Annotated in this window: 20 protein-coding genes and 1 tRNA gene; 10 read left to right on the top strand and 11 right to left on the bottom strand. The window is 37.5% G+C overall.

The window, feature by feature from the left end; genetic code table 11:
* Positions 1–631 precede the first annotated feature (631 nt).
* A complete protein-coding gene (locus tag AACV01_RS12710; protein WP_004243248.1) occupies positions 632–1,228 on the bottom strand; it encodes a thymidine kinase in 597 nt (198 codons plus the stop codon).
* Between the two features lie 509 nt (positions 1,229–1,737).
* On the opposite strand from AACV01_RS12710, the gene hns reads away from it, so the two are divergent.
* Positions 1,738–2,142, top strand: a complete 405-nt coding sequence (gene hns, locus AACV01_RS12715; protein WP_004243249.1) for a histone-like nucleoid-structuring protein H-NS — start codon at positions 1,738–1,740, stop codon at positions 2,140–2,142.
* Between the two features lie 229 nt (positions 2,143–2,371).
* Here hns and AACV01_RS12720 read toward each other — a convergent pair whose 3' ends face one another.
* The 3 genes from AACV01_RS12720 to rssB form a co-directional block, all read right to left on the bottom strand.
* On the bottom strand, positions 2,372–3,379 hold the full coding sequence (locus AACV01_RS12720; RefSeq protein ID WP_020945763.1) for an NAD-dependent epimerase: 1,008 nt from the start codon (positions 3,377–3,379) through the stop codon (positions 2,372–2,374).
* Positions 3,380–3,634: 255 nt separating this feature from the next.
* Positions 3,635–4,540, bottom strand: coding sequence for a UTP--glucose-1-phosphate uridylyltransferase GalU (galU, locus tag AACV01_RS12725; protein WP_004243251.1), 906 nt, complete (start codon positions 4,538–4,540; stop codon positions 3,635–3,637).
* A gap of 181 nt (positions 4,541–4,721) precedes the next feature.
* Positions 4,722–5,741, bottom strand: coding sequence for a two-component system response regulator RssB (gene rssB, locus AACV01_RS12730; protein ID WP_049197403.1), 1,020 nt, complete (start codon positions 5,739–5,741; stop codon positions 4,722–4,724).
* 122 nt (positions 5,742–5,863) lie between these two features.
* Between rssB and AACV01_RS12735 the strand changes: the two genes are divergently transcribed.
* The 3 genes from AACV01_RS12735 to AACV01_RS12745 all read left to right on the top strand — a co-directional run bounded on the left by AACV01_RS12735 (position 5,864) and on the right by AACV01_RS12745 (position 7,603).
* On the top strand, positions 5,864–6,355 hold the full coding sequence (locus tag AACV01_RS12735; protein WP_004243253.1) for a YchJ family protein: 492 nt from the start codon (positions 5,864–5,866) through the stop codon (positions 6,353–6,355).
* A 38-nt stretch (positions 6,356–6,393) separates the two neighbouring features.
* A complete protein-coding gene (gene purU / locus AACV01_RS12740) occupies positions 6,394–7,242 on the top strand; it encodes a formyltetrahydrofolate deformylase (RefSeq protein WP_004243254.1) in 849 nt (282 codons plus the stop codon).
* A gap of 276 nt (positions 7,243–7,518) precedes the next feature.
* Positions 7,519–7,603 (top strand) — tRNA-Tyr (locus AACV01_RS12745).
* A gap of 24 nt (positions 7,604–7,627) precedes the next feature.
* Here AACV01_RS12745 and AACV01_RS12750 read toward each other — a convergent pair.
* Positions 7,628–8,491 carry a helix-turn-helix domain-containing protein gene (locus AACV01_RS12750; protein WP_017628061.1) on the bottom strand — a complete coding sequence of 288 codons (864 nt, stop codon included), beginning with the start codon at positions 8,489–8,491 and terminating at the stop codon, positions 7,628–7,630.
* A 443-nt stretch (positions 8,492–8,934) separates the two neighbouring features.
* Here AACV01_RS12750 and xthA point away from each other — a divergent pair, with 443 nt between their 5' ends.
* A complete protein-coding gene (gene xthA, locus AACV01_RS12755; protein WP_004248228.1) occupies positions 8,935–9,741 on the top strand; it encodes an exodeoxyribonuclease III in 807 nt (268 codons plus the stop codon).
* Positions 9,742–9,830: 89 nt separating this feature from the next.
* Here xthA and AACV01_RS12760 read toward each other — a convergent pair whose 3' ends face one another.
* Genes AACV01_RS12760 through AACV01_RS12770 form a run of 3 tightly spaced genes read right to left on the bottom strand, consistent with a single transcriptional unit; the run spans position 9,831 to position 13,412 of the window.
* Positions 9,831–11,798, bottom strand: a complete 1,968-nt coding sequence (locus tag AACV01_RS12760) for a DNA topoisomerase III (RefSeq protein WP_004250914.1) — start codon at positions 11,796–11,798, stop codon at positions 9,831–9,833.
* Between the two features lie 4 nt (positions 11,799–11,802).
* Positions 11,803–12,846, bottom strand: coding sequence for a selenide, water dikinase SelD (gene selD, locus AACV01_RS12765; RefSeq protein ID WP_161683015.1), 1,044 nt, complete (start codon positions 12,844–12,846; stop codon positions 11,803–11,805).
* Positions 12,847–12,860: 14 nt separating this feature from the next.
* Complete coding sequence (locus AACV01_RS12770; protein ID WP_004243260.1) at positions 12,861–13,412, bottom strand: NAD(P)H nitroreductase; 552 nt, start codon at positions 13,410–13,412, stop codon at positions 12,861–12,863.
* A 558-nt stretch (positions 13,413–13,970) separates the two neighbouring features.
* On the opposite strand from AACV01_RS12770, the gene sppA reads away from it, so the two are divergent.
* The 3 genes from sppA to pncA all read left to right on the top strand — a co-directional run bounded on the left by sppA (position 13,971) and on the right by pncA (position 17,719).
* A complete protein-coding gene (gene sppA / locus AACV01_RS12775) occupies positions 13,971–15,827 on the top strand; it encodes a signal peptide peptidase SppA (protein WP_004248232.1) in 1,857 nt (618 codons plus the stop codon).
* A gap of 206 nt (positions 15,828–16,033) precedes the next feature.
* The gene (gene ansA / locus AACV01_RS12780) at positions 16,034–17,056 is read left to right on the top strand and encodes an asparaginase (RefSeq protein WP_004243262.1); all 1,023 of its coding nucleotides are present in this window, start codon (positions 16,034–16,036) and stop codon (positions 17,054–17,056) included.
* A gap of 21 nt (positions 17,057–17,077) precedes the next feature.
* Positions 17,078–17,719, top strand: a complete 642-nt coding sequence (gene pncA, locus AACV01_RS12785) for a bifunctional nicotinamidase/pyrazinamidase (protein ID WP_161683017.1) — start codon at positions 17,078–17,080, stop codon at positions 17,717–17,719.
* 125 nt (positions 17,720–17,844) lie between these two features.
* Here the strand turns inward: pncA and AACV01_RS12790 are convergent, their stop codons facing one another.
* Both AACV01_RS12790 and msrB read right to left on the bottom strand, forming a co-directional pair.
* Positions 17,845–18,126: a YeaC family protein gene (locus tag AACV01_RS12790; RefSeq protein WP_004248238.1), complete on the bottom strand. Its 282-nt coding sequence runs from the start codon at positions 18,124–18,126 to the stop codon at positions 17,845–17,847.
* A gap of 80 nt (positions 18,127–18,206) precedes the next feature.
* Positions 18,207–18,644 carry a peptide-methionine (R)-S-oxide reductase MsrB gene (gene msrB / locus AACV01_RS12795; protein WP_004243267.1) on the bottom strand — a complete coding sequence of 146 codons (438 nt, stop codon included), beginning with the start codon at positions 18,642–18,644 and terminating at the stop codon, positions 18,207–18,209.
* Positions 18,645–18,985: 341 nt separating this feature from the next.
* On the opposite strand from msrB, the gene gapA reads away from it, so the two are divergent.
* Positions 18,986–19,981 carry a glyceraldehyde-3-phosphate dehydrogenase gene (gene gapA, locus AACV01_RS12800; protein ID WP_004243268.1) on the top strand — a complete coding sequence of 332 codons (996 nt, stop codon included), beginning with the start codon at positions 18,986–18,988 and terminating at the stop codon, positions 19,979–19,981.
* Between the two features lie 114 nt (positions 19,982–20,095).
* Complete coding sequence (locus AACV01_RS12805; RefSeq protein ID WP_004243269.1) at positions 20,096–20,980, top strand: D-hexose-6-phosphate mutarotase; 885 nt, start codon at positions 20,096–20,098, stop codon at positions 20,978–20,980.
* 129 nt (positions 20,981–21,109) lie between these two features.
* Here AACV01_RS12805 and AACV01_RS12810 read toward each other — a convergent pair whose 3' ends face one another.
* Positions 21,110–21,862, bottom strand: coding sequence for a MipA/OmpV family protein (locus AACV01_RS12810; RefSeq protein WP_004243270.1), 753 nt, complete (start codon positions 21,860–21,862; stop codon positions 21,110–21,112).
* Positions 21,863–21,928 lie beyond the last annotated feature (66 nt).

Raw genomic sequence — 21,928 nt, forward strand, 5'->3', positions numbered from 1 at the left:
AAACTTATAAAAATAAAATTTCAATAAAATATTATCGAACTCACTTTTGCTTATTAAGCGGTATATAACATTAAAAGTAGGGGCTATTTGTGTATTTTTTATCTAATTAATACTACTTTAGTGGTAATTCACATGTTTAAATTTGGCCTATTAAGCACAGTTTCCTCTTTTTTACTCATAACGAATATGAATATTTAGATATAAACATTTCACCTAGCCCATTAAATGGTTGAAATATTTTTTCACTCACAAGCATTTTTTCTCTTCTTTATTCAGTTTTATTAAACTATAAATAATGGCGAAGTATCAAATGTCATCATCTTAGAACATTTGTAAAAATCAATATCTACATCACAAAACAAAGAACCTACGTATATCTGATTACCTTTTTATTGATTAAAGATAATGAAACGGAGAAAACGAATAAATGTTTCTAGAAAAAAACTAACATTTTTTTACATTATTGATGCTATTTTCAGTTATGAATTATAAAATACAGTAAATATAAAACGTAACTTCTAAAAATAGATAACCTTTTTTTAGTATAACAAGAGATAACATTTATTTAGACGATTATATTTCCCCCTCTCTATTCCCGCACCAATTAACAATAGAGAAGAGGAATTTTGCATTATAACTGTTCAATTCGTCCTTTTAACGTAGCCTCTGTATAATGTTTTCGGCACACTGAAACATATTTTTCATTACCACCTATTTCCACTTGTGCGCCGTCTGAAAGTACTTTCCCATTTGCCGCTAATCGTAATACTTTATTTGCTTTACGCCCGCAGTAACAAACTGTTTTAAGCTCAACGAGCTTGTCAGCCCATGCAAGCAAATAAGCACTACCGGTAAATAATTCACCTCTAAAATCCGTTCTTAAGCCATAGGTTAAAACGGGTATATCATAACTATCGGTAATTTCACAAAGTTGTTCTACATGTGCTTTAGTCAAAAATTGGCATTCATCAATCAAAACACAATGAATAGGCTCTTTATTATTTTCAGCTAAAATAGCATCACGAATATTCATATCATCACTGAAAAGCAATGCATCAGCACTTAACCCTATCCTTGAGGTTACTTTTCCCTTGGCAAAACGCGTGTCTATCGCTGCCGTAAAAATCAAAGTTCGCATTCCTCGCTCATTATAGTTATAAGAAGACTGCAATAAAGATGTTGATTTTCCGGCATTCATAGCTGAATAATAAAAGTAAAGCTGAGCCATCAGCTCTCTCCTTAAATAGTGTGTATTATCGCGGGAAGCAGTTTAACATAAACAAACGAGAAGTTATCAACGACAACTATTTATAGCCTTTATTTCTATAAAAGATATAGCGAAAAAAGCGCAGGATCACTGATGAGGCAAATTTTTTGTTTAAAAAATAAATAGCCTTAATAGGTACTTAACATATTAACCCCGCCTTTGATATACAGTTATTAAACTATGAAAGTTACTCTAAGCGCATTTTTAGAAAAAAATCCGTTATTATAAAAAAGTAGACAACGTTTTCTATTCTTTTACATTAGCGCTATCACCAGTTAAAAGATGTATATCATTACTAATATTTCCTTTATTGGCGAAAGATGCCCCAACTTTTAATATTTTTTTGTAAAGATATTCGTTTTAAAAAAAGAAAATTTACGTTTGGTTTGTATTTAGCTATTGCAGAATTTTAAATAGCAATCTATTATTAGTATTACATCAGCCAACAACATTTATTTGAGACCAGGAAAATGAGCGAATCTTTAAAAATATTAAATAACATCCGTACTCTTCGTGCACAGGCAAGAGAAACTTCTTTAGAAACTTTAGAAGAAATGCTTGAGAAACTTGAAGTCGTTGTTAATGAACGCCGCGAAGAAGAACAAGCAATGCAAGCTGAAATTGAAGAACGTCAGCAAAAATTACAAAAATACCGTGAGCTATTAATTGCCGATGGTATTGATCCAACTGACCTGCTTGAAGCTGCTGGCGCAAGCAAAACTGGTCGTGCTAAACGTGCAGCACGTCCTGCTAAATATTCATACGTTGATGATAATGGTGAAACTAAAACTTGGACAGGCCAAGGCCGTACACCAGCTGTAATCAAACGTGCAATTGAAGAAGAAGGCAAATCTTTAGAAGATTTCCTCATCTAATTTAATGCATACTCTATTTAAAATACCCTTTTAAAAATTAAAAGGGTATTTTTCTTGTTTAGTCATTTTTATTAAACGAGCGTTTAACTTTAATAGGCTGATGAAGCTTTTAAATAAAAAGGGCTTTACAAATATAGTGAATGCATTGATAAAATTAATTAGTTAATTTTATAATAAAAAAGGAGCTTTAAGGCTCCTTTTTGTCTTGTGCATTATATCTATGCTCTGATTATTGCTGGTAATAATCTACATACCAATCCACAAACTGCTTCACACCATACTCTACTGCAGTGTTGGGTGAAAAACCTGTTGTCTGAGCTAAATCGCTACAATCAGCACAGGTTGAAAGTACATCACCATCTTGCATCGGCATTAAGTTCAATTTAGCTTTAATATTGAGTGATTTTTCTATTGCTGTAATAAAATCCATTAACTTTGTAGGTTGCCCATTACCCACATTATATATTTTATAAGGTGCAGAACTTGATGAAGTTTCCCCCTGCTCTACGGTCCAATTTGGGTTGGGTTGAGGAATAATATTAATTAAACGTACCACAGAACTGACAATATCATCGACATAAGTGAAATCACGGGTCATATTTCCGCCATTATAAACATCGATAGGCTCACCCGCTAACATAGCTTTAGTAAATTTAAATAGAGCCATATCAGGACGCCCCCAAGGACCATATACGGTAAAAAATCGCAGTCCTGTTGTGGGTAGCTGATATAAATGAGAATAGCTATGAGACATTAATTCGTTTGCTTTTTTCGTCGCAGCATAAAGTGACACCGGATGATCAACACTATCTTCTGTAGAGAAAGGTTGCTTTTGATTTAAACCATATACCGAGCTTGATGACGAATAAATCAAATGCCCAACGTTATGATGGCGACAACCTTCTAATATATTAATATGGCCTACAATATTAGCATCGATATATGCCATTGGGTTTTCAATTGAATAACGAACGCCAGGCTGAGCCGCCAAGTGAATAACTCGATCAAAACGGTGATCAGCAAATAATTGCGCAATACTCACTGAATCTGTAATATCAATTTTCTCAAATTGGAAGTTATCCAACTGATTAAGTTTAGCTAATCGTGCTTCTTTTAAGCGCACATCATAATAATCATTGAGATTATCTATCCCGATAACATGATAACCCATTTCTATCAAACGCTGGCTTAAATGATAGCCAATAAATCCTGCTGCACCTGTTACTAATATTTTCATATTATACTCAAATAACCCAATTAATTGATTTCTGCGCTAAACGCTATCATGCTTAATATCACCTCAATTAACATCATAACGCTTAACCTAGTCAATGCCGATATATATATCAATATTAGCACTGTAATTTATCATCTTTTATAGCGGTACTTTTAAGCTTTAAGCCATAAATAAATGCCGCACCACATTATAAAATTAAAATGACAGTGCGACACTATTAACAAGATAAATCGTTAAATTTTGTTACTCAACACATTAAGCTTGCAGTGATTTTATCCATTTCGTGAACTCTTCGCCAAACTCTTCGTGCTGTAAACCATATTCAACAAAAGCTTTCATATAGCCTAATTTATTACCACAATCGTGGCTTTTCCCTTGTAGGTGATAAGCTTCTACAGGCTCTTTTTCAATTAACATTGCAATCGCGTCAGTTAATTGAATTTCATCCCCTGCTCCTGGTGCAGTTTTGGCTAATAAAGGCCAAATGTTTTCAGACAACACATAACGACCAACAATAGATAAATTTGAAGGTGCTTCTTCTTTCTTCGGTTTTTCTACCACACGAGTAATGGGTTTACTGTCGCCAGGCTGTAAATGTTCTCCCATGCAGTCAACAATCCCGTAGTTAGATACTTCCTCTTCAGGAACAGGCTCTACTAAAATTTGACTTGCGCCAGATTGTTCAAAATGAGAAAGCATCTCTTTTAAATTAACCTTAGTCAGATCAGCACTATATCGGTCTAAAATAACATCCGGCAAGATAACAGCGAAAGGCTCATCACCCACCAAAGGTTTTGCACATAAAATGGCATGGCCTAACCCTTTTGCTATTCCTTGGCGAGTTTGCATAATAGTAACGTGACTTGGACAAATACCTTGTACTTCTTCCAACAACTGACGTTTAACTCGTTTTTCTAAAATAGCTTCTAATTCAAAACTGGTATCAAAATGGTTTTCAATAGAATTTTTTGAAGAGTGTGTAACTAGCACAATTTCATTGATGCCAGCTGCAATACATTCATTAACAACATATTGAATTAAAGGTTTATCAACAACAGGTAGCATCTCTTTTGGGATAGCCTTGGTGGCAGGCAACATTCTTGTTCCTAGCCCTGCAACAGGGATCACCGCTTTTCTTACTTTACGCACCACTGATGACATTACTCTTCTCCTACAAATTAAGTACCATGATATTCCTATGATGTTATGGTACATATAAAAAAATAATCGCCAGAGTATACCAGCTAATATCTACGGATAAACAGAGCATCATCGCTTAATTGAGATTGTTCTTCATTTATGTTTAATATATGTGCAATAACAGATTTTATTTAATCTAAATTTAACGTTTATGTATAGGTGAGAACATTAAATTAATTTTATGGTAGTGATTCCAAATTTTACATTGCCAATCTATTCCCACACACTTTATTTGGTTAATATATAAAGAGTGTAGTGTTCCTAAAGGTACACCACTATTTAAAACATATTTTTTATTCTCTGTTTTTATTTCAGCTCGTAGTCCTGCTGACGCTAATAATATATTTTTTTCCTTGGTGTGGTAATAACCTAAAATTAGCGGGAATGATCCTCTCACCCCCATATCCTCAAGCATTTTATTGATTTTATTCAATATGTTATACATACTAGGTAAGAAGCGTCTTTTCTCAGTAGCTTTTAGGAAACGATTAAAAACCACCCTTAAAAGCAGCGCAACGAGTAACCCATTTTCTTCATCATTAGAGACGTCAACACAGTAAAAAATGATTTGATCTTTTGATAAAGTCGCTATATCAAATAACAACCCCATTTGGGATGCATCATTTAATTGACGATAATTAACATTATATCCTGCGACAATTTGTTTAACTTGCGGTTGCATCTGTTTAACAAAGGATTGAATATAATGAGGCTGTTCTCGTAAGTTATTCCAAAGAGGTCCAAGTTGTCCCCTTGCAATTAATTCAGACTCAAAAAAACCTGGACATAATACTTCAATGACCTTCTGTTTTAACTTAGCTAAATTAGTTACGGGCTTAAGAAAAACGTCCTGAGCGCCAAAGCGCAACATATCATCAATTTCAGCCATGTTGTCAGTACATGAAATAGCAATAACAGGAAAAGACCAGTGACGCTGCTCTAGATGACATAAAAAAGTCGGCCCATTCATAACAGGCATTCTGATATCACATAAAATAAGATCAGGTCTTAGCCCCTCTTCAAGTAACAACAATGCTTGGCTACCATTGTCAGTCGCATAAACGCAAGCCTTTTCGTGTGAAAAATACTCAGTGAGCATTGTGCGAAATACAACCTCATCATCAATAATGAGAATTTTTTTACCGACTAAGGCTTTATTCATTAGTAATACCCATAACTATCATTTCACTTGCGGTTTATTTAGCGTTACATTATTAGTTTAGTTCAACATTGACGTTTATTATTCCTAATCGCTATTTTTCTGATGGGGATCGTCGTATAAAAATGGATCAGGACATTACCTTGTCAAATTTATGCCCCTGCAATAGCCAATTGCCTTATAGTGAGTGCTGTGAGCCTTACTTATTAGGGACAAAAAATGCCCCTACAGCTCAAGCGTTAATGCGCTCTCGCTATAGTGCTTTTGTGACTCATAATGCAGATCACCTAATCAAAACATGGCACCCTTCGTGTCGTACACCTTCTTTACGGGATGAGTTAATCGCCACGTTTCCCAATACACAATGGCTAGGGTTACATATTATATCGGCACAAGAAAACCCTCGTGATAACGAAGCCTTTGTTGAATTCTCAGCTTGCTTTATTGAAATAAATGCTGATGATAAGCAGTATCTACATGAACGCTCTCGTTTTCTAAAAATAGACGACTGCTGGTTTTATATTGATGGTGTACAGCCTAAAGTAGGACGAAACGATCCCTGTCCTTGTGGCTCAGGCCGTAAATACAAAAAATGTTGTGAACACAACAGAAAATAATTGCAAACACAGAAGTAAATTAAAGGATTTATCCATACATGCAACACCAAAATACTCAAAAGAAAATACTACGTACTATTTGTCCAGATGCGAAAGGGCTTATCGCAAAAATTACTAATATTTGTTATAAACATCAGCTCAATATTGTTCAAAATAATGAGTTTGTTGATCATCGCACTGGCCGCTTTTTTATGCGCACTGAGCTAGAAGGTATTTTTAATGATGAAACCTTTTTAGCCGATTTAGATGATGCACTTCCACAAGGCTCACAGCGAGAGCTTAATACTGCCGGTCGCCGCCGTATCGTCATTATGGTCACTAAAGAAGCCCATTGTATTGGTGACCTCTTAATGAAAAGTGCTTTTGGTGATCTGGATGTTGAAATTGCAGCAGTTATTGGTAATCACGACACGCTAAAACACCTTGTTGAGCAATTTGGGATCCCTTTCCATCTCATTAGTCATGAAGGGTTAACCCGTGATCAGCATGATGAAAAACTGATAGCACAAATTGACCAATACAAACCTGATTATGTGGTATTAGCTAAATATATGCGTGTATTAACCCCCGCATTTGTACAACATTACCCAAATCAAATTATTAATATTCATCACTCTTTCTTACCTGCATTTATTGGCGCCCGCCCATATCATCAAGCCTATGAACGTGGTGTAAAAATTATTGGCGCCACAGCTCACTATGTAAATGATAATTTAGATGAAGGCCCTATTATTACTCAAAATGTAATAAACGTAGACCACACTTTTTCAGCAGAAGATATGATGCGCGCAGGACGGGATGTAGAGAAAAACGTACTAAGCCACGCCCTCTATTGGGTGCTCTCGCAACGTGTTTTTGTCTATGGCAACAGAACAATTATTTTGTAGGCTTACCCGTTTTAAATTAGTGTAACTACGACACAAGCCTAAAGTAACAAGAGCCTGAGATAGTTATTTTATCACAGGCTCTTTTTATTTTTTGTTACACATCCAAGTCAATCACTATAGCTTTCTATCTAAAATCAATACGATATAGCACAACAGTTAAGCAAAGCGGATATTTTTACAGCAGTTGATCGCTTTTTCTTAAAATAGCACTTTACACATCTCAGGTATTTGGTATTATTGCGCCCGCTGTCACGGACAGCAAGACAATTTAATGTTGGTGGGATACCCAAGCGGCCAAAGGGAGCAGACTGTAAATCTGCCGTCACAGACTTCGAAGGTTCGAATCCTTCTCCCACCACCATCTTCAATACTCTTCACTATTTTTTCATTCCAATTCTTTTATTAAATCAACAAACCTGTTCAATATACTCGAGTGGTATTTGGATTTATAGATATAACAATTATAAATCAGCTCCGTTTGTGTTAAAGGTATAAAGCACAGTTGCTTTTCATCCTCACTTTTAATCGGGTTTTCATCAGTAAATAATAGCGAATGGTGAGTTTGAATAAAGTTTAAACAACAATTTAAATCATCCATCAATCTAATACTGACAGGTTTACCCTGATCCGCTATTTCATTTTCTAATTTCTTTATTTTTGCTGTTTTATATAAAGCGGGATCACATAACCAAATATTTTCTTTTAGCAATGTATTGATATTCTCTTGTGCTTTTTGTGCTAAGATTTGTTGGCAACATATTCCTAGATATTTATTTTTAACTTGATGTATTAAGCTAAACTTTTCACTAATAATTTTATCTGAGCTTAAGATTAACGTGTTTCCATCATAATCTGGTATCTCTTCAAAATTATCTTTCGAAAATCTCATCATATTTATATGTGAACAATTCTTATTGGCTGCTTGATAGAGTGCTGTTAAATATTGACTTTTACCCCAATCATAATAAACATGAATGCTATTATTAATAACGCCCGATGTGTGTTTTTTTGTTATCTCTTTTTCTTGCAGATAAAGTGATTTTAAATCATTATAGAGTTCTAACCCTTCTTGCGTTAAACTCATACCAAACTTTTCCCGCTTAAACAAGCGCTTCCCTAGCACGGCTTCAAAATCTTTGATTGATTTCGCTACAGGTGGTGTCGTTCGGTTCATCACACGAGCAGCTTTACTTAAGGATCCATTTTCAACGACGGCCATAAAGGCCTCTAATTTACGAGAAAAAAACATAATCCACCATTCCTTTGCTGTGTTAAACAAAACAATTAAATTAATTTTATTAATATAAATAAAACACATATTAACTGAAAGAAATCCATGCGAAATAAATATTATTTTTAATTATCTTCACCTCCTATAAATATAATTTATAATTCAATTGATATTTTTATTCTGTCATTTTGCTTTACATATAAAAAATGATAATACTTATATTCTTCTATCAAAGAATAGTTTATGTTTCTACTTTATTTAATTAATATTTTTTGTTAGGCATAAACTTATTAATATTATTAGTTGCCATACATTTTGCTATTTGGCTACGATTTATCTATATCACGCGATTATATCTCGATGACAGGTATTAACATTGGTATGTAACCGACTTACATTTATTTCATTATCCTGTTAGTATAAGTTATCCTATTATTCAATCTATAAATGGTTATAGTCACATGAAATTTGTCTCATTCAATATTAATGGATTACGTGCTCGCCCTCATCAGCTCGAAGCCATTGTAGAAAAACACCAACCCGATGTTATTGGACTGCAAGAAACAAAAGTTCATGATGATATGTTTCCATTAGAAACTGTCAGTGCCTTGGGCTACCACGTTTTTTATCATGGACAGAAAGGCCATTATGGTGTGGCTTTGTTAACTAAGGCGAAACCTGTCGCGGTACGTAAAGGATTCCCTGGTGATGGTGAAGAAGCTCAGCGTCGTATGATCATGGCGGACATTGAAACCCCCGCTGGATTATTAACGGTAATGAATGGTTATTTCCCTCAAGGTGAAAGTCGTGATCATGAGACAAAATTCCCTGCTAAAGCAAAATTCTATGCTGATCTACAGCAGTATCTGACCACCAGCTTAACGCCTTCCTCTCCCGTACTGATCATGGGGGATTTAAATATTAGCCCAACCGATAAAGATATCGGTATCGGCGAAAATAATATGAAACGTTGGCTAAAAATGGGTAAATGTTCATTTTTACCGGAAGAGCGAGAGTGGTTAGCAACGCTTATGGGTTGGGGATTAACCGATACTTACCGCGCCCAACATCCTGAAGTCGAAGACCAATTTTCTTGGTTTGATTATCGCTCAAAAGGCTTTGATGATAACCGAGGCTTACGTATCGATTTACTGCTAGCAAGTCGTTGCTTAGCAGATAATTGTATTTCAACCGGCATTGACTACGATATTCGTGCGATGGAAAAACCTTCCGATCACGCACCTGTTTGGGCCGAGTTTAAGCTTTAATTCCCTCTCCCCCCTTATTGATAAACCCCACTTTAAATAGATTAAAAGTGGGGTTTGTTTATATATTAGTTAGCGTCTTACACAATCAACTAAGCATCACTCTTTATATTGCGATTCGTAGATTGAGACTGCGCTGAACGACTTTTCCCTTGTGCACTTTTTTTCGTCGCACCTTTACGTTTTTTATTCTGCGCAGGCGCAGGCAGGTTTCTAAACGCTTGAATATTAGGACGACGTTTAGCTTGAGTAATTAATTCAAATAGTGTGTTACTTAATGGCATCATAAAATCTTGATACTTAAATTGCTTCTCACTAATTTGCGTTAATATTGATTCCCAATGAGCGGTCATATCGGGTAATGTCGCCATATCTGGTAAAACATGAATTAATGCTCTTCCTGCTGGTGTCGAGTTGATAGCTCGCCCTTTCTTTTGCAGAAAGCCACGTTTAAACAGTAATTCAATAATACCAGCCCTAGTCGCTTCAGTACCTAGCCCATCCGTCGCTCTTAGGATTTTCTTTAGCTCTTTGTCTTGCACAAAACGTGCAATACCGGTCATAGCCGAAAGTAGCGTAGCATCTGTAAAAGGTCTTGGTGGTTGGGTCTGCTTGGCAACAATTTCGCCTTTTTCACAAAGTAACTCATCACCTTTAGCCACAATAGGTAAGGCGCTACCATCATTTTCCGCATCTTGCTCTTTACTACCTAATAAGGTACGCCAGCCGGCTTGTGCTAAAAATCGTGCCTTAGCAATAAACTTTCCATTTTCAATATCGAGTTCAATCACACATTTGCGGTACACCGCATCTGGCATAAATTGCATTAGATATTGTCGGGCGATCAAATAGTAAATATTCTTTTCATTTTCACTTAATGAAATATTACCTGTTTTCGCAGTAGGAATAATGGCATGGTGCGCATCTACTTTCTTGTCATCCCAGCAACGGTTCTTTTTATCAATATCTAATGTTTCTTGTGGTAAAAGACTATTATCATGCACACTAATGGCATTCATCACCGCATGACGCCCAGCAAAGTGTTCATCAGGCAGATAGCGACTATCGGAGCGTGGATAAGTAATAAGTTTATGCGTTTCATATAAGCGTTGACATGTGTCTAACACTTGTTGAGCGCTTAAACCAAAGCGTTTCGCCGCTTCAATTTGTAAAGCAGATAATGAAAAAGGCAAAGGTGCTATTTCAGACTCTTGTTTATCTTGATAATCGGTAACATTAGCAGGCTTGCCAGCTATTCTATCAACAACATGCTCTGCTAATTTGCGATGTAATAAACGCCCTTCTTCATCTTGCCAAGGCTCGCAGTGTTCACTCGGCTGCCAAATAGCGGTAAATCTCTCATCTGCAGGAGTAACGATATGCGCTTTGACTTCAAAAAAATCTTTCGGTACAAAGTTTTCAATTTCTTCATCACGGCGTACGACTAAACCCAGCACCGGGGTTTGTACTCGCCCAACAGAAAGTACGCCTTGGTAACCATTGCGCTGTCCTAATAACGTGTAAGCGCGTGTCATGTTAATGCCATATAGCCAATCCGCCCTCGCTCTTGCTAAGGCAGAAACACATAATGGAATAAATTCATGATTGTAGCGGAGCTTATCAATTGCTCGAGATACCGCGGCGGGGTTTAAATCGTTAATCAGGCAGCGGCGTGCCTGTTTTCTTTGAGCATCACTAATATTAAGGTAATTAAGTACTTCATCTACTAACAGTTGCCCTTCGCGATCGGGGTCTCCTGCGTGGATCACTTCATCGGCTTGTTTTAGTAATGTGTTGATCGTATCTAGCTGTTTTTTCACATCAGCGCGCGGTTTGAGTTGCCATTTATTCGGAATAATGGGCAAATCATCTAACGACCAACGCGCATAGCGCGGATCATATGCATCCGGCTCAGCCTGCTCAAGTAAATGACCAACACACCACGTCACATACTGGTTATCACCACAAACAATAAAACCATCACCACGTTTATGCGGTTTTGGTAATACATCAGCAATAGCTCGAGCAAGGCTGGGTTTTTCTGCAATAAATAATCTCATTACGTTAGTTTGTCACTTCAATTAACGCTCTTCCTGCTTTCGGCTCTGTTAATTCACCGATCGAGGTCAAATCAATATTAAAGCGTTTAGCAACTTCTTTTACTTGCTCAACGGCTTCTGGCTGTACTGCCAGTAATAAGCCACCTGAAGTTTGCGGATCACATAATAATTTACGTTGCATTTCGCTGATATTACCAATCAAATGGCCATAACTTTCAAAATTACGTTCAGTACCGCCCGGTACACATCCTTGCTCTATATACGCTTCTACTTCAGGTAATCGTGGTACTTGTGAAAAGTGAATAGTGGCTTGTAATCCAGAGCCTTCACAAATCTCGCTAAGGTGACCTAATAGACCAAAACCTGTCACATCGGTCATTGCCGTGACCCCTTCAATATCAGAAAAATCAGTACCGGCTTTATTCATACGGCACATAATTTCAGTAGCTAGGCCTTGATGCTCAGGTTTTAATAAGCCTTTTTTCTCTGCGGTAGTTAATACTCCAATACCTAAAGGTTTAGTTAAAAAAAGTTGGCATCCTGCTTTAGCAGCACTGTTTTTCTTAATTTTACTCACCGGTACAACGCCCGTTACCGCTAAACCAAAAATAGGTTCAGGAGCATCAATCGAATGCCCACCAGCAAGGGAAATCCCTGCTTCTTGACAGGCAGCTCGTCCACCTTCGATAACTTCACGAGCAATTTCAGGCGCAAGTTTATCAATTGGCCAACCTAAAATTGCTATTGCCATAATAGGTTTACCCCCCATAGCGAAAATATCACTAATCGCATTAGTCGCCGCAATACGCCCAAAGTCATAGGGGTTATCAACAATTGGCATAAAAAAATCAGTGGTACTGATAATTCCAGTGCCATTACCTAAATCATAAACAGCGGCATCATCTTTCGTTTCATTACCAACCAATAAATGGGGATCGTGAAACTTAGCCTGTTCACTATGTAAAATCGTTTCCAAAACTTTTGGTGAAATTTTGCAGCCACATCCGGCACCATGACTGTATTGTGTTAAACGAATTGCTTCAGACATAACATGTCATCCTTTTAAAAATAAGTCACAAAATCAGTTAAATCAGCAGGAGAAACCGTTGTAGGTGCTTTCAATGCGGGAGTACCAAGATATAAGAAACCAACAATATGGTCGTGCTCTCCACAACCTAATCCCGCTCTTACCACTGGATCATGAGTCCAAGAGCCTGAACGCCAAATACCACTATAACCTTGTGCCACTGCAGCCATTTGCATCGCCTGAACACAACAGCCTGCCGCAACAATTTGCTCCCATTCAGGAACTTTAGGATGCGCTTTAACTTTGGCAATCACGGTAATAATTAAAGGTGCACGAAAAGGTGCGTTTTTTGCTTTTTCTTCTACTTCAGCACCTAGTTGACTCACCACCGCCGCTTTATGTAATAATTGACTAAAACGCTCAATACCATCCTCTTTCATCACGACAAAGTGCCAAGGTTTAAGGGCGCCATGATCGGGGGCTCTCATACCAGCTTGTAAAATAGCTTCAAGCTGTTGGTTATTTGGGGCTGGAGTAGTCAGTCGAGACGCTGAACGTCGATTTAAAAGCAGTGTTAATGCATCCATTTTTGTATTCTCCTGTCAGTATTATTGTAGCAAAATCCCTTAAGAGCAGGGATAGACAGTTGTTATCAATTCGCAGTATAACAAAATGTTATATTACCACCACCGAGAAATTTAAGCGGATATTTTTAGCTAAAATAGGATTGTACTTAAGCCAATATTGAGCGTTTGTTCAAAATATGAATGTGTTAGCTTTTAGGTGTAATACACTGCCCAAGCGCAATAAAATACGTGACAGACTTTCGCTAGTCGCTATATTAGAATGGTGTTTAAATATTTGCAGTCTAAGTAGTCAATCGAGTTTTGTTATTAAAGGATCGAAGTGAGATGTAGGGAATATTAGCGTTTTTTATTCTAAAAATAGCCGTGACCTTTGCTGTCTATTGTTCACCTGCAAGGCATACTCTCATGTAAATAAGGTATGTTGTGGCTATACAGCTAATTTCTTGAGTCGCTCAATATTGAAATAAATACTTTAATAATAGAAACTTAAACCTTTACCATCAATTCTAGCATAACTGTTTAGGATTAATTTTTAGCTTTACATGATGTGGAGATAATATGAGTAAAATTATGGAGTTAATCGGCACTATTTTTCGATTTAGTTGGCAGGCGATTAACTTTATCAGGAAACTAATCTTAAACGTTATTTTCTTCTTTCTACTTTTTATGGGTGTAGGACTCTATTTCATCGTCCAAGAAACGCAAAAACCTACCGATTATCAAGGTGCATTACTGGTTGATTTAAAAGGCGTTATTGTTGACCAAACAGCTAACCAAAATCCTTTAGGGCAAATGAGCCGAGAGCTTTTGGGTGTTTCGGGTAGCCAGTTACAAGAAAATTCGTTATTCGAAGTCGTTGATACCTTACGCAAAGCAGCGACTGACCCCAAAATTAAAGGAATGGTACTAAAACTTGACGAATTTGCTGGGGCAGACCAACCTTCACTCAATTATGTTGGTAAAGCGCTGACTGAATTTAAAAAAACAGGTAAACCTATCTATGCGATTAGTGGTTATTATAGCCAACCGCAATATTACTTAGCCTCTTATGCAGATAAAATTTATTTAGCATCACAAGGTGCTGTGGGTATTTATGGTTTAGGTTTTAGTAATCTCTATTACAAATCGCTATTAGAAAAACTTAAAGTTAATACCCATATATTCCGTGTGGGAACCTATAAATCAGCTGTTGAACCGCTGATGCGCGATAATATGTCTGATGAAGCCCGAGCCGCATCTAGTCGATTAGTTTCCGTACTCTGGTCTAATTATTTAACGCAAGTTGCAGAAAATCGTAGTATTACCAAGGAAGATGTTTTCCCTGGTGCAAAAGAGATGATAGTTGAGTTGCGTAAAGCCGATGGCGATAATGCTACTTATGCACTTAATCGCAAATTGGTCGATACTGTTAGCTCTTATGCCCAATTTGAAGCGGATATGAAAGAGACCTTTCAATGGGATCATGAAGCTAAGCAGTTTAACAATATTAGTATTTATGATTATGCTGATAACCTCACCGCATTCGCCCCAGAAAACGAAGACGGCAATATTGCGGTTGTGGTCGTTCAAGGCGCAATTATTGATGGTGAAAGCATTCCTGGCTCCGCAGGTGGTTCAACCATTGCTAATCAAATCCGTCAAGCGCGTTTAAATCCTAATATTAGAGCATTAGTATTACGAGTTAATAGCCCCGGTGGTAGTGTGTCTGCATCTGAGCAGATCCGCAGTGAAATAGCCGCCTTTAAACAAGAGAAAAAACATGTCGTGGTTTCAATGGGCGGAATGGCTGCATCAGGGGGATATTGGATCTCTACACCTGCGAGTAAAATTATCGCTAGCCCTTCAACATTAACAGGCTCTATTGGTATATTTGGTGTCATCAATACCTTTGAAAATAGCTTAGAATCAATAGGTGTGCATAGTGATGGCGTGAGTACATCACCTCTTGCAGGGCTTTCGGTAACCAATAAATTACCAGAAGATTTTTCAGAGCTATTCCAACTTAATATTGAAAGTGGCTATAAAACATTCCTGAAATTAGTAGCTGAATCACGTAATAAAACACCGGCACAAGTTGATCGTATTGCGCAAGGTCGTGTTTGGGTTGGCGTTGATGCTAAACAAGTAGGATTAGTTGATGAATTTGGTGATTTCGATGATGCTATTAATGCAGCTGCAACCATGGCAAAAATCAAACAACCAGTCATTGATTGGATGAAACCGGAATTAAGCTTATCAGAGCAAATATTAATGAGCTTATCGGCCAATGCAAAAGCTATTATTCCTGATCCATTACAAGCCTATTTACCTGCACCGGTATTTAAAGAAGTTAAAACACAAACTGAGTTTTATCGTAATATGAACGATCCGCAAAACCGCTATGCGTATTGTTTATCTTGTGGTGATATTCAATAAATAAGTGTGCTCCCGCTCAATATGAGCGGGATTATCTTAGCCTTTGATTATTTTTTAGTTATTTTGCTAAATGGTGTAAATAATGATTTAAAACATCAATTGCTGTATTTCAATTGTGCTTTTTGTCTCCCCTTTCTTTTTTTATTCTGCAAACCCCCTATAATCAACTCTTTCTTATCGCTTAATTCATAAGAGTGTTAGGTCTGATGCAAAAAAAATCTATTTACGTTGTGTATACTGGTGGAACTATCGGTATGCAACATTCTGATCACGGCTATATACCTGTATCAGGACATTTACAACGCCAATTAGCTAAGATGCCCGAATTCCATCGTGAAGAGATGCCCAATTTCACAATCAAAGAGCACCTTCCTTTAATTGATTCATCAAATATTACCCCCGAAGATTGGCAATCTATCGCTGATGATATTAGCGAGAATTATTGCCACTATGATGGTTTTGTCATCTTGCATGGTACCGATACCATGGCATTTACCGCTTCTGCACTTTCCTTTATGTTTGAGGGGCTGGCAAAACCAGTTATCGTCACCGGCTCTCAAATTCCATTAGAAGCTTTACGCTCAGATGGACAAACTAACCTATTAAATGCTCTCTATATTGCTGCACATCATCCGATTAATGAAGTTGCACTGTTTTTCAACAATACTCTGTATCGTGGTAATCGTGCGATAAAAGCACATGCAGATGGCTTCAATGCTTTTGCTTCTCCTAATAGTGCGCCTTTATTAGAAGCAGGCATTAATATTAAAACGTTTAAAATAAACCCATTACCTAAGCCAAAAGGTGAGTTTATTGCTCATCATATTACCCCTCAACCAATTGGTGTGGTGACAATATATCCGGGACTTTCTGATGAGGTGGTGAAAAATATCTTAATGCAACCCGTTAAGGCACTTATTTTGCGCTCTTATGGTGTGGGTAATGCCCCTTCTCATCCTGCCTTGTTATCAACGCTACGCGAAGCAACTGAGCGCGGTATTGTCGTTGTTAACCTAACACAATGTATTTCTGGTCGTGTCAATATGGGGGGCTATGCAACAGGACAAGCACTCGCCGATGTTGGGGTGATCAGTGGTTATGATATGACTTTTGAAGCAGCGTTAACTAAACTCCACTATCTACTTAGTCAACAATATAGCTATACTGAGATCTGCCGTTTAATGCAACAAAATCTCCGTGGTGAAATGACATTAAACGATGACGACTAGGTCTAATCAAAGGTAACTCCTGTGAAAAATTCAGCGTTATTATTAGTTGATCTACAAAATGATTTCTGTACCGGTGGCGCATTGGCTGTTAAGGAAAGTGATACTGTCATAGATACGGCAAATCGGCTTATTGATTATTTTCAACGCCATCAGCGTCCTATTATTGCGAGCAAAGATTGGCATCCCGCAGATCATCTCAGCTTTGCAAAAAATTCAGGTACTGTTGTTGGCGAAGTTGGCCAATTAAATGGCCGTCCACAAGTTTGGTGGCCAGTGCATTGTGTACAAAATAGTCATGGCGCTGATTTTCATCCCTTATTAAGGGATGATTTAATTAGTCATATTATTTATAAAGGTCAAAATCGACTTATCGATAGTTATAGTGCTTTTTTTGATAATGACCATGAATATCAAACAGGATTGCATACTCTTTTACAAAGTATGCAGATCGAGCATCTCACCATTTTAGGGATAGCAACTGATTATTGCGTTAAATTTACCGTGTTAGATGCATTACAATTGGGTTATCAAGTATCAGTGGTTATGGATGGTTGTCGAGGTGTCAATATTCAACCAGATGATAGCCAGCTCGCATTTAATCAAATGCAACAACATGGGGCAGTTTTAGTTGATTCAGTAACAGTGCTTAAAAGTAACAAATAATATAAACAACATGATTAGCAATTATCATTCTCTACTTGTATGAATAGTAGAACTAAAAAGTGGTGATTTATCAAAATAAATCACCACCGTTACGCTAACTTTCATTATTTAAATTTAAAAACGTCTTAATCATCATCCATTGGTGTTAATGTGGCTAAACGTTCAGCTTGAAATTGCGCTTTTAGCTCTTGTTTGCTTTTCATCGTAATTTGTCCGTTTGTGCCAACCGTCATATGTTCCGGATTATGGTTATTCTGCGCTTGCCATAAGAGAACAATTTGCATGCAATGCTCTTTTTGCTCTGCCGTGAGTGCAACGCCGTCTGGCCATTTACCTAGCTCAACTGCGGTAGAAAGACGTTGATAAATCTCAGGTGTGACCATTGAAATTAAATCATTAACTTCCATTGATTGCTCCATATATCAAATTACCACGCAAAAGCTGAATCGTTTTTTTTATTTGTTAATTCATTGTTAATAGTAACTGTTTAGCCCTTTTGCACTTCACCTGTTTCTGTATTGCTAAATGCCAAAGAGGCAGAATTAACACAATAACGTTGTCCTGTCGGTGCTGGGCCATCATTAAATACATGCCCTAAATGAGCACCACATTGATGACAGCGGATCTCTGTTCTTTTCATATTATGCGAAAAATCATCAAGATAAAGAATTGCATCATCACTTACAGGTTGATAAAAACTTGGCCAGCCACATCCTGCATCAAATTTAGTTTCCGAATAAAACAAAGGCGCAGAACAACATAAGCAATGATAAATACCTGTTTCTCTATTATGTAATAATTTACCACTAAACGGCGGTTCAGTACCCCGCTGTTGCGTCACATAATGCTGCATTTCATTGAGGTTTGATAAATCAATGTGATTGTTATCACTTGAAATATGCACTTTTTTTTCATTATTGCTCATAAACACCTCACACTGACAAAAATGTTTTTTAAAACAACAGCAAATAATAACAAAGATTTAACAACAAATCTGGAAAATATAGTCTAAAATCAATGAGAGTAATCTTTAGTTTTTGAAATGTGATACATTTCACATAACGGAGCAAAGGTAACTTCATTTATCGGCAATGATCCCGATAATACACAGCGTAATATTTATCTAAAACGACCAATCCTTAAGCAAAAAGTGTTTTTTTAATTGATTTTTTGCAATTATTGACACGATTCCGCTTGACGACTGGCGCGGTTTTGGTAACTTTAGAAGCAACTTTTTAATTCACTAATAAAGCTGGTGGAATACATATGACTATCAAAGTAGGTATTAATGGTTTTGGTCGTATCGGCCGCATCGTTTTCCGTGCTGCACAAGAACGTTCAGATATCGAAATCGTAGGTATTAACGATCTGTTAGACGCAGAATACATGGCATACATGCTGAAATACGATTCAACTCATGGTCGTTTCAACGGTACTGTTGAAGTAAAAGATGGCCACCTCGTTGTTAATGGTAAAACCATCCGCGTAACATCAGAAAGAGATCCAGCAAACCTGAAATGGAACGAAATTGGTGTTGATGTTGTTGCTGAAGCAACTGGTCTGTTCTTAACTGACGAAACTGCACGTAAACACATCCAAGCTGGTGCGAAAAAAGTTGTTCTGACTGGTCCTTCAAAAGACAGCACACCTATGTTCGTTATGGGTGTAAACCACAAATCATATGCAGGTCAAGATATCGTTTCTAACGCATCTTGTACAACTAACTGCTTAGCGCCTTTAGCAAAAGTTATCAACGACAAATTCGGTATCGTTGAAGGTCTGATGACAACTGTTCACGCAACAACTGCAACTCAACGTACTGTTGATGGTCCTTCAATGAAAGACTGGCGTGGTGGTCGTGGTGCTTCTCAAAACATCATCCCTTCATCAACTGGTGCTGCTAAAGCAGTAGGTAAAGTTATTCCTGAACTGAACGGCAAACTGACTGGTATGTCTTTCCGTGTTCCTACTCCTAACGTTTCTGTTGTTGACTTAACTGCACGTCTGGAAAAACCAGCAACTTATGCTCAAATCTGTGAAGCAATCAAAGAAGCTGCCGAAGGCGAACTGAAAGGCGTTCTGGGTTACACTGAAGATGCAGTTGTTTCAACTGACTTCAACGGTGAAGTATTAACTTCAGTATTCGATGCTAAAGCAGGTATCGCGCTGAATGACAACTTTGTTAAATTAGTTTCTTGGTACGATAACGAAGTTGGTTATTCAAACAAAGTTCTAGATCTGATTTCTCATATCTCTAAATAATTAGAGTTTAGAAAGCCAAGATTGATTTTAGAGCCACCCTTTCGGTGGCTCTTTTATTTTTTTACTCGGCAGTTTATTGTATTCAAATAGTCCGCGACATAAGGTTATAAAATAATGAATGAGAAAATTTTTTCTTTGCCAGTTATTGAACAAATATCACCTTACTTAAGTCGACGCCAATTAGGTGAACTCCCTATTCTGGTGATCTCTCACCCCAAAGTACGTGCGGCTATTAGTCTTCAAGGTGCCCATCTTATCGCATGGCAACCCGCACAAACGCATCCCGTGTTGTGGCTTAGTGAAGATGCCTTATTTACTCCCGGTGTTGCTATTCGTGGTGGTATCCCTATTTGTTGGCCTTGGTTTGCCTCAGCGGGAACACCAAGCCATGGATTTGCACGTATCTTACCTTGGGAATTTAGTGCTCATTCTGAACAAGAAGACGGAGTGCTTATCACCATGACACTCAAAGAAAGTGCACAAACTCAAAAGTATTGGCCTCATGAATTTACTGTTATTGCTCGATTTAAATTAGGTGATACCTGTGAAATTGAATTAGAGTCATACGGTGACTATGAAGCCACTGCGGCGCTACACTCCTATTTTAATGTCAGTGATATCGATAAAGTTTCCATTACAGGCCTTGGTGGTCACTATATTGACACAGTAGCGGATAAAGAAGTTTATACCGACGAAACCGCCCTACGCTTTAACGGCCGTACTGACAGACTTTATACTGAACCTGAAGATTTTAATCTTATTCATGATGATGGTTGGGATCGTACTATTGAGGTTCACCATTATCATCACAGTGATGTCGTTTGTTGGAATCCGGGTGCAGAACTCGCCAGTTCAATGAAAGATATGAGCTCAGGTGGTTACCGTAAAATGGCATGTGTTGAAACAGCTCGTATTCATCGTCCACTTAAGCCGGATAATGTTCATCCTGGACGTTTATCTGCTGTGATACGCGTACGCAAAAATATTGCTGAAAAATAGTTTGCCACTCTACTTTGTCGAACGAAAAAAGCTTCGAACAAATTCGAAGCTTTTAGTTATCGAAAGCAACTTAACTTACCGTTTTACCGTTTTACCGTTTTACCGTTTTACCGTTTTACCGTTTTACCGTTAGAAAGTATAAGTGACACCTGTCCATAAAATAGCCGTTACCGATTTATTTACCATCGGGCTATCTTTAACTTCGCTGGGTAAGCGATCCACTCGTCCCATCGCGAAGAAATCCCAGTTTTCAGCAAACTTATAGTTAGCTGAGATTTCAACATAAGGTCTCCAGCTATCATTTGGTCGATATTCTGCTAAACCACTACGCTGAGATTCTCCCTGACTAATCCCATATGCGTAACGATTCTGCTTTTTATTTTCCCAAACAGCACCAATTCCCGGTTGAAGTGACCAATTGCCTAGTTCAAAAGGATAAAGGTAAGCAGCATCAGCAATAATGCCATTACTTTTACCTAAAAGATCACCAGAAATAATCCCTCGTAAACTTCCCCATGACTCATGATGTTTATAGGTAAATCCACCCATGACGGTATCACGGCGACGATTAAGTTTTTTCATCTGCTCATCATCAGAGTCACTTGGTTTAAATGCTTGTGGGTAATAGTGAACATCGACAGACAGCTGATCTTTCGGTGAATTCCATAAATAATATCCTGCGGCTAATGTCGCAAAATAGAAATTTTCAGATTGATAATTAACCAAAGGTACAGGTAATAAATAGTCTTTAGATTTAGCACCCTTATAAGGTGTTACTTGTGATAATACAGAACCCCCTATTGACCATTCTCCCGCGAAGGCTGTCGGTGTACTCAATCCAGCGATTATGGCTAAAGAAATAACAATTTTCTTTTTACTCACGATGATTTTCCATATTGTCTTTGATAAAACAGTGACCAAAAAACGACTGTTGTTATGGTGCACTAA

Origin of the sequence: Proteus sp. G2609, assembly GCF_963896135.1 — a bacterium.
GTDB lineage: Bacteria > Pseudomonadota > Gammaproteobacteria > Enterobacterales > Enterobacteriaceae > Proteus > Proteus mirabilis.